We start from the raw sequence: 15122 nt of genomic DNA, 5'->3' as shown, positions 1-15122 counted from the left end.
TTGAACAAATATTCCACACTGTCTTTCGCACTTAAACTAATAGGTATTACTGCTCTATTAGTTTATACCTTGAGTATCCCAAGCAAAGCTGACGATTCTAATGCCGAGTACCTAGAAATCGAGTGGATACAGCTAATGCCAAAGGATGATTTAAACGCTTTACTGAACCCTCCAGAGGTGCTTTTAGATATTGAAGATGGCGCAAGCAACGATAATTTGGACTCGTTAGATAAATTAAGCGAAACCGACGAAAACGCCAAACGTTTTAAACAGGCATTGACGTCGACGCGTGTGATTGAGTCTTATCACAATAAACGAATCAGAATCCCAGGCTTTATGGTGCCGCTTGAATCAAATGAAGACCAACTTATTACCGAATTTTTTATCGTGCCGTATTTTGGCGCTTGTCTTCACCTTCCACCTCCACCACCTAACCAAATTATTCACGGTAGATTTGAGCAAGGCGTTGAACTCAATTCACTGCAAGATCCTTTTTGGTTTGATGGCACAATAATAATTGAACTTACCGAAAATGACTTAGGTCAATCTGCATATACAATGCAATTAGATAAGGTAATTTTGTTTGGTGATGAATGAGTTTAAGCGGCGATTAAACATGCTAAGACCAACAACGTAATTGGATTAGCAGTTCCAGTGATAAGAAAAAATCAAACAAGAGGATTTGATGAAACGAGGTATTAAGTTAAGTATCAGCTTTATCGTTTGTATTTTACTTGGTTGTTCACTTGGGTATGTTTTATTTAAGTATCAACATGATTTAAAGCAATGGTCTTTGTTTAGTTCAATACTTTACCAAACAAGTGATATTCAACTAATCGAACAATACGAATCGCAAGACCCTGTTCGCCTTCAATGGTCTCAGTTGCTGCCGTTTGACGAAAAATCCATATTGCAAAAATATCAACAAAAGCAGGCGAGCACCGCGACAGAATTTGCAGATAATATCTTATTGTCAATTCAAGCATCGACAGATAAAGCTTACAGTGACGCGATGATATCCACTAATGCGGTGGAATCATTTGATGAGCAGGCTGTCTCGATTGCGGGTTTTATTGTACCGATAGACTACTATGAAGCACAAAATGTGCAAAGTATGTTTCTGGTACCTTACTTTGGCGCCTGCTTGCATTTTCCGCCACCACCGCCTAATCAAATTATCTTTGCGCAACTCGAACAAGGGTTCGATGAGTTGGATATTACCAAAGCCTACTTGTTGAAGGGTGTATTGCGTAGAGGTCTATTCGAAGACCCACTCGGTACATCAGCATATATGCTTGATGTGATATCTATCGAAGCTTATTATGAAGATCCCGACGATTTTCGTCAGCATTGACAACTAAACCAAATCCAAAGTCATCACTAACCGCTTTTCACTCGCTCCCAAAGCAGGGGAGCGATGCACGAGTCCCGCTCCTTCATTATCATCCCACAACTCACCTTTCAGTAAGGCAACATCACCACAATTAAGTTGTTGAATATCTTGCTGAGCTGAATAGAGGCCTGAAATGTCATCTGCGAGCCCTTTACTACCATGCCCTAGCTTTTCTCTATTCACTTTTTCGTGTGGTAGCCATTGAGTGCCAACACCATAAAAAGTAGTAATAAATCTGCATGGCACGTGGTCGACGTGAAACCGAGGACACATTGCTTTATCCAAGGTTGAAAGCCTTAATCCTACTTCTTTTGCATCAAATAGGACACAAAACATGTCTATGTCTTGGGCGATGTATTCACGAAGTTGTTTGCCATAAGGTTTGTCAAACGCAATTTTTTCAATATCTTTTTCAATGGAATTTGCACTCACACTTAATACCGAATTGACTAGTGGATTTTGGTGGATATCACTCGCAATTTGCGCGAGAAAGCTTTGGCAAAGTGTGCGCTTCCATACAGCGATATTACATGACGCCTCATAAATATTTGCGAGAATATCTGGCGTTTCTGAAATGAATGATAAGAAGGTTTTTTGGCTGCAGACTTCATTAAAATTATTTTCAGCAATCGCATTCATAATTTGGCTCCGTTTGTTATTTCGCTTGAGTTATTGCGTTTGAATTGAGCGCTTTCGCAAAGCAATATTTCGCAAATGGCAATAAGCAATTAGGGCTGAACCTACTATCGTCAGTCCTATCTCACCAACATCACCTAAACCATCGTGACCAAAGACAACAGCAGCCAATAACATACTCATACCAACTCCACTAATAAAAAACAGTTGCTTGTTGTAGTGATTAAAATATCCAAAAGTAATGGCGAGTAGACTGACTGGGATAACTGCAAACACCAACCAAAGGTGGAAGTGCTCATCAAATGCAAAAAATCCTGATAAAGACGGCAAGGCAATTAAAACGATTGGCACCGCAATACAATGCATGACACACGCAAAAGAAAGACCAACGGCTGTTTTGTCACTAAAATCTAATAATATGTTCAATTTAATTTTCCCTCTTGAATTGTTGTTACAATATAACATAACATAAATATTGAAAAGTATTTATAACAACAAAATTTGAGGGAGCAAATGAGAAAACTATCTAAAGTTGCGAGTCTGGTGCTTGCAACGCTTTCTAGTTGCACACTAGCACAATCACTTGAGGGGCTTGTGTTGGATGCAAATGGTAATCCTCTTGCCAATGCAAATGTTGAAATTCATGGTTCGAATCAGTCAACTGTCACTGACAGTGCTGGGCGGTTTTTGTTTGAAAACCTCAAGGCTGGTAATACTGAAATTCATATCAGAGCCGCGGGCCATGCGCATTTACATCAAGACGTTAACCTAACAGATGCAGGCTTAAGCAATTTGAAGTTTGCATTGAGTCGTTCGCCAATCGAAGTCATTGATATTGTTTCTACGCCTCTACACATGTCGTCTATGGAGTCGTCAATTCCTATCAGTGTATTGAGCGGCGAAGCACTGCGCAGACAACAAAGCGCGACACTCGGCGATTCGCTTGAAAAGCTAACAGGCGTTCATACAAATTTCCATGCAAAAGTATCAAGCACGCCTATTATCCGCGGCTTGAGCGGACCGCGCGTTTTGATTGCGCAAAATGGACTAGATGTGAGTGATGTTTCGCGTGTAGGCCCAGATCACGCAGTCGCAAGTGAAGCCTCTACCGCAACACAGATTGAAGTACTGCGAGGTCCCGCTACTTTATTTTATGGCAGCGGCGCAATCGGTGGAGTAGTTAATATAGTTGATACTAGAGTACCGCAAAGTAACGAAACCAAAGGTGAATGGTTACTCGAAACCAGTTCAGTCGATGAACAACAACTGGCCTCTTTTAACATTACGACTGGGTTAGACAAATTTGCCGTTTATGCTGACGGTTTTTATCGCAAATCTGATGATTATGAAGTTCCCGTTATGGCAGAACTGGACGTCCACGATCATGAACATGAATCTGAAGACGAACATGGCTCCGAAAACAAAGACTTTTTTGTTGAAAATAGCGTAGAAGAGTCCTATGGCTTTACTTTAGGCGGAAGCTATTTGCTAAACAATGGGTTTATTGGTGCTTCTGTTGAGCAGTTTAATCGAGAATATGGGATCCCTGGTCACTCTCATGGGGATGAAGAAGGGCATGATCACGATGACGAACATAGTGATGATGAGCACTCGGAAGAGCACTCAGAAGAAGTATTCGCTGACATGCAACAAACGCGTGCACAGATATTAGGTGAATTTACCTTTGAACATCCCATTATTAAAGAGATTAACCTGCGTGCAGGCTACACAGACTACGAACATGCTGAAATAGAGCATGGAAGCGTCGGTACGGTATTCGCTAATGAAACTTACGAGTTTAGACTAGATGCCTTGCATCAAACCTTTAAAGACTGGCGTGGAGGCTTGTCTTTTCGCTACAAAAAGAGTGATGTAGAAGCGCAAGGAAGTGAAGCGTTTACCCCACCATCTAGCACTGAAATGCTCGGCGTTGCGTTGTTAGAAGAGCGTCATTTCGGCGATATTTTATTGCAACTAGGCGCACGCATTGAACGCGTCACCATGAAAGCCAATGATGTCATGCTACCGATGCTCGACGCTGATAGTCATGATGAAGAGAGTGATGATGATCATGACCATGAACACGACCATGGAGATGAGCAAGAAATAACCCGTGTTTTTAGCGCTGATCACGAATTTACACCTGTTACCTTGAGCGTTGGCGGCGTATGGGATTTTGCAAAAGGATATAACCTTGGGCTATCAGTTTCACGCTCTGAACGAGCACCTTCGGCATCAGAGCTTTTGTCATTTGGTCCACATATTGGCACTCGCACCTATGAGGTAGGAGCACTGTTTGCTTTAAGTGAAGAAACATCTGAAATCGGGCTCACCGATTCAGTTATTGATCTGGAAACGGCAAGTAATATTGATTTAACCCTCAGAAAAACCGAAGGAGATATCGGCTTTATTTTGAACCTGTTTTACAACAGTGTAGATAATTATTACTACCAAATTGACACGGGTTTATTTGCGGACGATGGCCACGATCACGGCAGTGATGAGCACGATGGACATGACCATTCTAGTCACGATCATGACGATCACGACCATGATTCAGATAGCCAAGATGACGAACACGCAGGTGAGTTACTGGTATTTTTATTCAAAACCGACGACGTAATTTTGCATGGATTTGAAGCTCAAGTCGCTTGGCAAGCAAGTTCACACTTCAAAGCAAGTTTATTCACTGATTATGTCAGGGCACGATTAAAAGATGGAGGCGATTTACCAAGAACACCGCCACTAAGGTTTGGTACGCAATTTAGCTATCAAAATGAAAGTATTAGTGCGCATTTAGATATCACTCGCTATCAATCTCAAGATCGCATTGCTGAATTTGAGACTCAAACAGATGCATATACGCTTGTCGACGCAAGTATTGCCTATGACTTACCCATATTAAATAACAGCGTCACGGCTTACCTAAAGGGAAATAACCTTACGGATACAGAGGCGAGGGTGCACACATCATTTTTAAAAGATATCGCACCCCGACCTGGGCGAAATATTAGCGTTGGCATCAGAGGCTACTTTTAGTCGCTATTTTTAAGAACATTCAATTTGAAACTATTTAAATAAACGGAACATATTTATGAACAACACTAAAAAACTTAGCCTTGTCGCGCTTTGCATTAGCACTATTTTAATGGGTGGTTGTGGCGATGCTGAAACCACTATTATTGAACGAGAGCCTATTGTTGAAACACCACCTACTGATGGGGGCGACAGCGGCAGCACTCCGCCAAGCAATGACTTCTTGATCGAAAGCATGGGGCGTTTGGCAGTGACCTCTAGCGAGAGTAACACGGTATCTTTGATCGATTTAGATGACAGTACTTTACTTGATACCTTCACTCTGAATCACGATGGTAGTCGCGTGTATGCGTCACCTTCGTATCGCTATGCAGTAGTGACAGCTCGAAACGATGACATGGTTGAATTTATCGACGGCGGGCTATGGCGTGAAGATCACGTTGATCATCTTCATGACTATGAACAAGCGCCACAAATGAGTGACTATACACTAAGCAGTTCAAGGCCCACTCACTTTGTGACACATGATGGTCAATCGGCGATTTTTTATGATGGCGATGCAGAGACAGGTATACCTGCTTCTGTACATGTCATTAGTGATTTAGACATCACCAATGAAAATGACAGCCCAGCTAGTTTAATTTATACAGTCAATATGCACGGTGTTGCAGAGCCTCGAGGTGAATTTCTATTATCAACCATTCGCAGGGATGACGCAGAAAGTACATCTGGCAATACTATACTCCCTGACCAAGTGGGGGTATATCACTTACATGACGGCGAATACGAACTTGAAAAAACGCTTGAAACAGCTTGCCCTGATTTGCACGGTGCAGCTCAAAATCACGATTTTGTGTTATTTGGTTGCGGTGACGGCGTTTTAGTCGCTCATGAACATGACGGTGAGTACGAATCAAGCAAAATAGAAAATATCGACGAAATAGCGGGCCTTCGTATAGGTAGCTTATACAGTCATCATGACGCTGAAGTCTTTATTGGCATTGCGAGCAATCGTGCTACAGGTGAAGTGTTTGTTTTAAATATTGACCCTGAAGCAGGCGCAATGGAAGTGCTTGATTGGCAAGCGCAAGAGGGAGTGAGTCCAATTTCTTATGCCTTTAGCTATGACGGCAATCACGCACTTGTCTTAGATAATTTAGGCGGTTTAACAATTTTATCGGCGCACTTGCACGATGGTGTCAATGAGCTTGAATTTGAGGGCAGAGTTCAACTTAGCGATGAAGATCTGAGTGCCATGCCTGATGGACACTCGTTTAACATGAGTGTGGCTCAAAATGGCGACTACGTATTCGTATCTGATCCGATTGCACAACATGTATTAATGGTGCACATTGAAGATATGGAAATAGAAGGTGATATTGAACTAGATTTTGTGCCTGCGACAGTCACATGGTTAGGCATTAAAGATGAAGATCACTAGAATTGGTGCTTACTAGAAGACCAATCGCAATTAATAGCGAACAATAAAGAGAAATAACGATGCTAAACAGACGCCAGTTTAATAAAGGATTGCTCGCCGTTGCACTAGGCGGCTTAGCGAGTCACTTGAGTGCTAATGATAAGATTAAGTTTAATCAAATGATGGCAGAACAAAGTGCCTATGGGCCCTTGGTTGAAGATCCCAAAGGGATACTTGATTTACCTGCGCGGTTTAGTTATCAAATTATTTCTCGCTTAAATGAGCCAATGAACGATGGCTTATTGGTGCCCGACAGAGCTGATGGGATGGGCTGTTTTGCACTTGATGATGAGCGAGTAGTGCTTGTCAGAAATCACGAAATAGCACCACCAAAGACATGTCTAGTTTAACGACTAAGAGCAAGACCTTTGCTGAAAAAGCCTTTGACAGCAATGCCGAAGGCTATCCACTTCCGGGCGGTACTAGCAATATTGTTTATAACTTAAAAACGGGCATAGTCGAAGATCAGTTCATGTCGTTACTCGGTACCATTCGCAATTGCTCAGGGGGCATTACACCATGGGGAACATGGTTAACTTGCGAAGAGTCAGTCGCGCACGCATCTGAAACGATTGGAAAAAACCATGGATATGTATTCGAAGTGTCTGCCTCTGCAAGCAGTATGGTGAATGCTGAACCTTTGAAAAGCATGGGGAGGTTTAATCACGAAGCCGCTTGCGTCGACCCAAAAACAGGTATTGTATATCTCACTGAAGATAGAGGAGACAGCCTGTTTTATCGTTTTATTCCGAATCAAGCTGGCAAACTTTTACAAGGCGGAAGGCTTCAAGCCTTGAAATTTAACGCAATGGATAAATTTGATACTCGTAATTGGGAAAATGCCAATATGTTATTAGGCACGGAGCATGCTTGCGAGTGGATAGATCTCGATGACGTCGATGGCGAAAAAGACGATTTAAGGATTAGAGGACATGAAAAAGGCGCAGCCCTTTTTGCAAGAGGGGAAGGGATACATTTTGAAAACGGAGAAATGTATTTCTGTTGCACCAACGGGGGCCGTAAAAAGTTAGGCCAAATCATGCGTTATCGACCTTCGGCATTCGAGGGAAGCAAGCAGGAAACGAAAAGCCCTGGTGTGTTAAGCTTATTTTTAGAAAGCGATAATAAAGCTTCATTTAACTATGGAGACAATATCACTGTCGCGCCAAATGGACATTTGTTAGTTTGTGAAGATCAGTATTCTGACGTAGTGAATAACAAGCTAAAAGGGATAGTTGCAACAGGCGAAATTTACGACTTTGCTAAAGTGAGATGGCAAACAGAGCCTGCGGGCGTGTGTTTTTCACCTGACGGCAGTACCTTATTTGTTAATTTGTACTCTCCAACCGCCACATTGGCAATCACGGGCCCATGGAATGAATTTGTTAGCTAACTCCATCACATGAAAATTATAAAAACGGTGCCCACTAATATTATTACTGGCGCTTTAGGTGTGGGCAAAACGACGTTTATTCAAAAGGTGTTAGCTTCAAAGCCTGAACACGAACGCTGGGCAATTCTAGTCAATGAATTTGGTGAAATAGGCATTGATGGCGTACTATTAAGTAGCCATCTAGGAAAAACGATACACCTGCGCGAGATTCCCGGGGGGTGCATGTGTTGTGCTTCAGGTTTACCCATGCAAATCGCATTAAATCAGTTGCTCGCAGTCGCTAAACCACATCGTTTGTTAATAGAGCCCACTGGCTTGGGCCATCCCAAAGAGCTCATTGATGTGCTCAGCAGTGAGCATTATCGAGATGTCATCGCACTGCAAACTACCTTTTGTTTAAGTGATGCTCGCAAGCTTAAAGAAGCAAAATGGAGAGACCATCAAACCTTCAAAGATCAATTTCAAATCGCAGATGTCGTCATTGCGACAAAATCTGACCTCTATGAAGAGGGGGATAGTGAGCAATTGAGCATTTATTTGACCGAAATAAACGATAATCACCAACCTGTTATAAATTCGACAGATCAAAGCTTAACGACCAATATCTTAGATTTGTTATCACGAAAAAGCGCTTTCCCCATACATCGAAAAATAAATCATCTAGCTAATAACTTAGCACAGCGACTAAGAATTAAAGAGGAAACACCATTAGCTCAACCAGTGAGCGAACCCATTAAAAAGCAAAATCAGGGAGAAGGCTTTTATTCTCAAGGATGGATTTGGCCAGCAAGTTTTCAGTTTGATTTTCACCAGCTAATTAATATCTTGGAGAAAACAGAGTTTGTGAGGGTCAAAGGTGTCATGATTACTAACCGCGGTATTTTTGGCTTCAATGCGGTGGGAAATGAACTTAACATTAATGAGTTTGATGAAGTTTTGGAATCTCGGATGGAAATCATAGCTGAGAGTGAAGAGCAGGCTAGGGTGTTTGCTGAGCAGATAAATTTGTTAGCTTAATGGGTATTTGAAGAAGATGGCACAGCTTATTTAGCTTGGACTTGGTTCAGCGAGGTTAAGTACCAAGACAATAAAAAAGGCTGAATAATCAGCCTTTTTTACATCGATTGGTGGAGCTGGCGGGAATTGAATAGAAGACTTAAGGTAATGTTTTAATATGTTTTTATATTAATCATTTAAATGTGGTACTTCTTTTGGTACTACTTAAAACTAATATCATAGAAAAATATGTCTTTCCTTGTTTACTTAACAATCCTATCATCATTGTAATACTATTAATTCATTGTATTTTATAATTATTGTTTAATTGTAAGATGCGTTTTCTACTAAAAAAACCTCATTTGTTGTCGGTAAATGTAACCAAAATACTGTATTTGTGCGTCGATGACACAGAGAGCCTTAGGCATTAAATGTCCTACTTACTTAGATGCAAAAACAAGGCATGAAGCCTGAAAAGGACAAAAACTAAATATGGCAATTAAAAAGACAGAACTTTATTCATCACTGTGGGCAAGCTGTGACGAGCTGCGCGGAGGTATGGATGCGAGTCAATATAAAGACTACGTATTAACAATGCTCTTCATGAAGTACGTTAGCGACAAATATAAAGGCGACCCATATGGCATGATAGTAGTGCCAAAGGGCGCTAGCTATGACGACATGATAGCTGCCAAAAACGACAAAGAGATTGGCGATAAGATTAATAAAATTATTGCAGCCCTTGCCGAAGAAAACGACCTGAAAGGTATAATAGATGTCGCCGACTTCAACGATGAAGACAAGCTAGGTAAAGGCAAAGACATGGTTGACCGCCTCACCAAGCTAGTCGGTATTTTCCAAGGCTTAGACTTAAGCTCTAACCGAGCTGGCGATGATGATTTATTAGGTGACGCTTACGAATATCTAATGCGTCATTTCGCTACTGAATCAGGTAAATCTAAAGGCCAATTCTATACGCCATCGGAAGTATCTCAAATTCTCGCCAAAGTGGTAGGCATTGAAGAAGACACTCCACAGGATGCAACTGCCTATGATCCAACCTGCGGCTCAGGTTCATTGTTGTTAAAAGCCAGCTACCAAGCCGAACGTGGTTTAACCCTATACGGACAAGAAATGGATAACGCGACTAGCGCACTTGCCCGTATGAATATGATCTTACATAACAATACCACCGCTAAGATCTGGAAAGGTAATACACTTTCTGAGCCGCAATGGAAAGATGCCGATAACCAACTCAAAACGTTTGATTTTGCGGTTGCCAATCCTCCATTTTCAAATAAAAACTGGACCAGTGGCGTAACCCCAGAAAACGATTTATATAACCGTTTTACTTGGGGTATTCCACCAGAGAAAAACGGTGACTACACCTTCTTGCTACACGTTATCAAAAGCTTAAAAAGCACTGGTAAAGGTGCGGTAATCTTACCGCACGGTGTTTTATTCCGAGGTAATGCTGAAGCTGCGATTCGTGAGAACCTTATCAAACAAGGTTACATCAAAGGCATTATTGGTTTACCTGCCAACCTGTTTTACGGTACGGGTATTCCTGCCTGTATTATCGTGATTGATAAAGAACACGCGCAAAAAGCAGTGACGAGCTTTAACGAAGGTGATGAAGAGTTACCAACTGTATCAGGTCGCCCAATCTTTATGATTGATGCCAGCAAAGGCTTTATCAAAGATGGCAACAAAAACCGACTGCGCAGCCAAGACATTCATAAAATTGTTGATGTATTTAACAGAGGCTTAGAACTTGAGCGTTACAGCCGCTTAGTTCAAATTGATGAAATCGCCGCTAACGACTACAACCTTAACATCCCGCGTTATATCGACTCATCTGAGCCAGAAGACTTACACGATTTAAGCGCTCACCTGCAAGGTGGCATTCCTTACCGTGACATTGATGCCCTTGAGCATTACTGGCAGGTATTCCCAAGTATTCGAGCAACATTATTTAAACCTGAACGTGAAGGTTATAGCCATGGACTGGTAGAAGCTAGCCAAGTTAAAAGCACCATTTTGGCTCACCAAGAATTTAAAGACTTTGCCGCTCGTAGCCTATTGCCATTCAAACAATGGATACCAGAAGCAAAACTTAAAGAGATCAAAGTAGGCGATAACCCGAAAAACTTTATCTTTAACATTTCAGAGAACTTGTTAAATAGCTATGCCAATAGCGACCTATTAAGCAAATACGATATTTACCAAATCCTGATGGATTACTGGGCTGATACCATGCAAGACGATGTATATGTATTGGTACAGGACGATTGGCAGGCAGGTAATACCCTTCGTGAGTTAGTGGCTAAAAAAGGCGAAAAGCTCAAAGAAACACCAGACTTAATTATCAATAAGAAAAAGTACAAAGCCGAGATTATTCCACCTAGCTTAATCGTTGCTCGTTATTTTTCCGACCAGCAAGCGCAAGTGGATGCGCTGCAAGCCAAACAAGACGAAGCCACCCAAGCACTGGAAAGCTATCTTGAGGAACATGGCAGTGAAGAAGGCTTATTGGTTGAAGCCCTCAACGATAAAGATAAAATCACCAAAGCCAGCGTAGCCGCCAGATTAAAAGAATTAGCCGTCATTCCCGCGAAGGCGGGAATCTCAGAAGAGATTAAGGCGCTGAAACAAGCAACCAAGCTGTTTAACGCTGAAGCGGCTACGAAAAAAGCAGTCAAAGAAGCGCAAGAAGCACTCGATTTAAGCGTATTCAATCAATATCCAAAACTAACTATTGATGAAATCAAAACCCTAATTGTCGATGACAAATGGCTTGCCACATTACAAGCCAATATCGTTGCTGAAATTGAGCGCGTTACCCAACAAATGGCAAACCGCGTTAAGCAACTGGAAGAACGCTATAGCACACCATTACCAACCCTCTCTAAATCGGTTGATGACCTTAGCGATAAAGTTGCAGGCCACTTAAAAGCAATGGGTTTGGAGTGGTCATTATGAGCGCTTTAGAACAAACAGTTCCTGAAGGATATAAACAGACTGAAGTTGGGGTTATTCCAATTGATTGGGAGTCACCGGAATTAGGAAATTTCGTCCAATCATTAGATGCTGGTGTTAGTGTTAATTCTATCGATAAGCCAGATGCATTTTCGCATGGGTTACACATCCTTAAGACCTCATGTGTTTCTAATGGTTACTTTTTTCCCAGAGAAATAAAGTCAATTATTCCTGAGGATATAGTTAGAGCGAAAACAATTGTTTCAAAAGGCTCTATCATCATAAGCAGGATGAATACGCCAGATCTAGTAGGAGAGTTAGGTTATATAGACAAGGACTATCCAAATTGTTTCTTACCAGATCGTTTGTGGCAAATGCGATTTCGTGCAAACCTTGCAACAAATACTCGTTGGTTAGCATATATTTTAAGTTTTCCAGCTATTGCAAAGAAGATTAAGGAATCTGCAACTGGTACTAGCAATAGTATGAAGAATATTTCGAAGGGTTCTTTATTATCTGTTAGCTTTCCTGCTCCTTCCTACGAAGAACAAACCGCCATTGCCAATGCCTTGTCCGATGTAGATGCACTATTAACGGAATTGGAAAAACTGATCGCGAAAAAACAAGCGATTAAAACCACCACCATGCAGCAACTGCTGACAGGAAAAACCCGTTTACCGCTATTCGCCACATACTCCGAAGGCAAAAAGCAAGGCCAGCCAAAAGGCACAAAACCCAGTGAACTAGGCGAAATCCCCGAGGATTGGGACTTTATAAACATAGGCAACAATGCTGTTTTGAAAGCCCGAATAGGCTGGCAGGCTTTAACTACAAAAGAGTATTTAGATACTGGTTCCAAGTATCTCGTAACTGGTACTGATTTTGACGCTGGAGAAGTTAACTGGAATAGTTGCTGTTTTGTTAGTGATTGGAGATATAAGCAAGATACTAACATTCAATTAAAGGAAAACGATGTTCTTATCACCAAAGACGGAACAATTGGCAAAGTTGGTTTTATAAACGAATTACCACTACCAGCGACTTTAAATAGTGGGGTATTTGTTGTTCGCCCCAAGGCTAAAAGTTTCTATCCTAAATACCTCTTTTACGTTCTAACCTCTTCAATATTTAAATTCTTTATCAAAGGAATTACAGCAGGTTCGACAATTACACATCTATATCAAAAAGATTTTGTTTATTTTGAATTCCCAGCTCCAGATGTTGAAGAACAAACTGCTATCGCCACCATTCTCTCGGATATGGATGATGAAATCCAAACCATTGAACAGCGCTTAGCGAAAACCCGCCAAATCAAACAAGGCATGATGCAAGAGCTACTCACAGGTCGCACAAGGTTACCAATAAGCAAGGAGGCTGTATGAACATATTAGTTGACCAAGTTCGGATTGCTGGATTTAGAGGGATTGCTAATTTAGAAATATCTTTACCCAGAGTCGCAGTACTTATTGGTACAAATAATTCTGGTAAAACCTCAATCATAAAAGCGCTACAACTCGCCTTGGGCGATTATTCGCGCTTTTTAACTGAGGAAGATTTTCATATTGATGGGGAAGATCACGGCAGTGAATCTATCATCGTCGATGTCAGAATTGTCGCGACAGACGAACATGGTAATAGAGTTCAAGCATTTGAAGCTGAATGGATAGAAGAGTTTGAAGACATTATTCAATCTGAAGCTGACGGTCATCAATTAGTTGTTATTAGAACAAAATGTGAAAGAGACAAAGTAAAAGGTGGATTTTTAACTTCTCGATTCTGGATGGAAACGTGGCCCGATTTTGAAGGTTGGGCAGACGTAAAAGTGATATCTTCAAGACAAATTAGAAAACGTTACGATGCACTACCTTTTATTTCAATTGATGCCCAGCGCGATATCCATCAAGAATTAAGAGAGAAAACATCTTACATAGGCAAAGTACTTTCAAGTATTGAGTATGATGAGAAAGATATTGAAGAACTGGAAAAAATGGTCGCTGACATTAATGAAAAGGCGGTTGCTAAAAGTGAACCTTTATCTGAACTTAAAACTCACCTCGATTCATTGAGTCAGTCATTTGAAGGTAATGGGCAAACAGAAATTACACCTTTCCCCAAAAAAATTAGAGACTTGTCTAAGCGTTTTACAGTCCACTTTGGAGAACATGCTAGTAATTCTTTTTCAATGGAATACCACGGCATGGGCACACGAAGTTGGGCATCAATGTTAACAGTGAAAGCATTTACCGAGCTTTCATCTAAAAAGCATGAGTTAGAAGTTGAACCGTTTTTTCCAATCATTGCAGCGGAAGAACCAGAAGCTCACTTGCACCCGAATGCTCAAAGGGCAATTTACAAACAATTATGTGAAACCAAAGGTCAAGTTTTAATAAGTACCCACTCGCCTTACTTAGCTGCTATCGCTAAACAAGATCAGCTGAGAGCTCTTAGCAAAAAAGATGGCACTACAAAAGTCAAAGCTCTTATTTCTGCTACTGAACCTGAAGATTTGAGGAAAGTTCATCGAGAAGTTATTCATTCTAGAGGGGATATATTGTTTGCTAGTGCAATTGTTTTGTCTGAGGGTGAAACCGAAGAACAGTCATTACCAATTTTATTTGAAACTTTTTTTAAGCAAATGCCATTTGAAACGGGAATTAACTTTGTTGGTGTAAACGGTTCAGGAGCCAAATATAGGCCATTTTTATTGCTTGCTCATGATTTTGGTATTCCAGTTTATATATTTAGTGATGGAGAAGAAAAAACAGTTAGAGAATTGCGAAAGCATTACGAAAAAGTATTTGGTGAAAATAGCTTTGATAATGCCAATAACATTGTGATCCTTGATAACACCGATTTTGAAGGATACTTACTTAATTCTGGTTTTGTCCATGTTATTGAAAATGCAATAGTCAAAGTTGATGGCGAAGAAAAAATAGATAACTGGATGAGAAAACGTCAGGGAACCCCTACTAAGCCAATAAGAGCAGATAAGCCGCTTTGCGAAAAATGTAAACAACCAATTTTCGAATCTGAATTAAGGGACTATACGCAAGATGGTGGAAGAAATAAGGCTATCTTGGAAATTTTAGATTCAAAAAAACCTATGTACGCCAAAGCTGTTGCAGAAGAGCTTGCTACCTTGTCTAAGTCAGATTTGCCAGACAAAGTCATTCAATTGTTTGAAGAATTGCAAGCAGGAGTCCAGTGAT

At 41.0% G+C, this 15122-nt stretch carries 10 protein-coding genes and 1 pseudogene; 9 read left to right on the top strand and 2 right to left on the bottom strand.

Annotated elements, in window-relative coordinates:
- Complete coding sequence (locus KUL10_RS02315; RefSeq protein WP_233499671.1) at positions 1-597, top strand: DUF3299 domain-containing protein; 597 nt, start codon at positions 1-3, stop codon at positions 595-597.
- 88 nt (positions 598-685) lie between these two features.
- Positions 686-1354, top strand: coding sequence for a DUF3299 domain-containing protein (locus KUL10_RS02310; RefSeq protein ID WP_110427278.1), 669 nt, complete (start codon positions 686-688; stop codon positions 1352-1354).
- A 3-nt stretch (positions 1355-1357) separates the two neighbouring features.
- On the opposite strand, the gene KUL10_RS02305 is transcribed toward KUL10_RS02310, so the two are convergent.
- Together KUL10_RS02305 and KUL10_RS02300 are read right to left on the bottom strand one after the other, a co-directional pair.
- A complete protein-coding gene (locus KUL10_RS02305; protein ID WP_110427277.1) occupies positions 1358-2032 on the bottom strand; it encodes a DUF1826 domain-containing protein in 675 nt (224 codons plus the stop codon).
- A 30-nt stretch (positions 2033-2062) separates the two neighbouring features.
- Positions 2063-2455, bottom strand: a complete 393-nt coding sequence (locus KUL10_RS02300) for a MerC domain-containing protein (RefSeq protein ID WP_158525297.1) — start codon at positions 2453-2455, stop codon at positions 2063-2065.
- 87 nt (positions 2456-2542) lie between these two features.
- Between KUL10_RS02300 and KUL10_RS02295 the strand changes: the two genes are divergently transcribed.
- The 7 genes and pseudogenes from KUL10_RS02295 to KUL10_RS02265 all read left to right on the top strand — a co-directional run bounded on the left by KUL10_RS02295 (position 2543) and on the right by KUL10_RS02265 (position 15121).
- Entirely contained in the window at positions 2543-5068 is a 2526-nt protein-coding gene (locus KUL10_RS02295) for a TonB-dependent receptor (protein WP_110427275.1), read from the top strand.
- Positions 5069-5123: 55 nt separating this feature from the next.
- Complete coding sequence (locus KUL10_RS02290; protein ID WP_110427274.1) at positions 5124-6506, top strand: 5-methyltetrahydrofolate--homocysteine methyltransferase; 1383 nt, start codon at positions 5124-5126, stop codon at positions 6504-6506.
- A gap of 59 nt (positions 6507-6565) precedes the next feature.
- Positions 6566-7938, top strand: a pseudogene (locus KUL10_RS02285) (alkaline phosphatase PhoX).
- Positions 7939-7947: 9 nt separating this feature from the next.
- On the top strand, positions 7948-8955 hold the full coding sequence (locus KUL10_RS02280; protein WP_110427273.1) for a GTP-binding protein: 1008 nt from the start codon (positions 7948-7950) through the stop codon (positions 8953-8955).
- A 471-nt stretch (positions 8956-9426) separates the two neighbouring features.
- Positions 9427-11916 (top strand): type I restriction-modification system subunit M, encoded by a 2490-nt coding sequence (locus KUL10_RS02275; RefSeq protein ID WP_110427272.1) that lies wholly within the window; start codon positions 9427-9429, stop codon positions 11914-11916.
- Entirely contained in the window at positions 11913-13295 is a 1383-nt protein-coding gene (locus tag KUL10_RS02270) for a restriction endonuclease subunit S (protein WP_110427271.1), read from the top strand. The genes KUL10_RS02275 and KUL10_RS02270 overlap by 4 nt, the downstream gene beginning before the upstream one ends.
- The gene (locus tag KUL10_RS02265) at positions 13292-15121 is read left to right on the top strand and encodes an ATP-dependent endonuclease (RefSeq protein WP_110427270.1); all 1830 of its coding nucleotides are present in this window, start codon (positions 13292-13294) and stop codon (positions 15119-15121) included. The genes KUL10_RS02270 and KUL10_RS02265 overlap by 4 nt, the downstream gene beginning before the upstream one ends.
- Position 15122: the final 1 nt, after the last annotated feature.

This window comes from Glaciecola sp. KUL10 (assembly GCF_003203515.1).
Taxonomy (GTDB): Bacteria; Pseudomonadota; Gammaproteobacteria; order Enterobacterales; family Alteromonadaceae; genus Glaciecola.
Note: the sequence above shows the minus strand (reverse complement) of the source record. Positions and strands in the feature narration are given on the sequence as shown.

Excerpts from the sequence above, each read along its gene's own strand:
- KUL10_RS02310 (WP_110427278.1), top strand. The coding sequence starts at position 686 with ATGAAACGAGGTATTAAGTTAAGTATCAGCTTTATCGTTTGTATTTTA.
- KUL10_RS02305 (WP_110427277.1), bottom strand. The coding sequence starts at position 2,032 with ATGAATGCGATTGCTGAAAATAATTTTAATGAAGTCTGCAGCCAAAAA.
- KUL10_RS02295 (WP_110427275.1), top strand. The coding sequence starts at position 2,543 with ATGAGAAAACTATCTAAAGTTGCGAGTCTGGTGCTTGCAACGCTTTCT.
- KUL10_RS02290 (WP_110427274.1), top strand. The coding sequence starts at position 5,124 with ATGAACAACACTAAAAAACTTAGCCTTGTCGCGCTTTGCATTAGCACT.
- KUL10_RS02280 (WP_110427273.1), top strand. The coding sequence starts at position 7,948 with ATGAAAATTATAAAAACGGTGCCCACTAATATTATTACTGGCGCTTTA.
- KUL10_RS02275 (WP_110427272.1), top strand. The coding sequence starts at position 9,427 with ATGGCAATTAAAAAGACAGAACTTTATTCATCACTGTGGGCAAGCTGT.
- KUL10_RS02270 (WP_110427271.1), top strand. The coding sequence starts at position 11,913 with ATGAGCGCTTTAGAACAAACAGTTCCTGAAGGATATAAACAGACTGAA.
- KUL10_RS02265 (WP_110427270.1), top strand. The coding sequence starts at position 13,292 with ATGAACATATTAGTTGACCAAGTTCGGATTGCTGGATTTAGAGGGATT.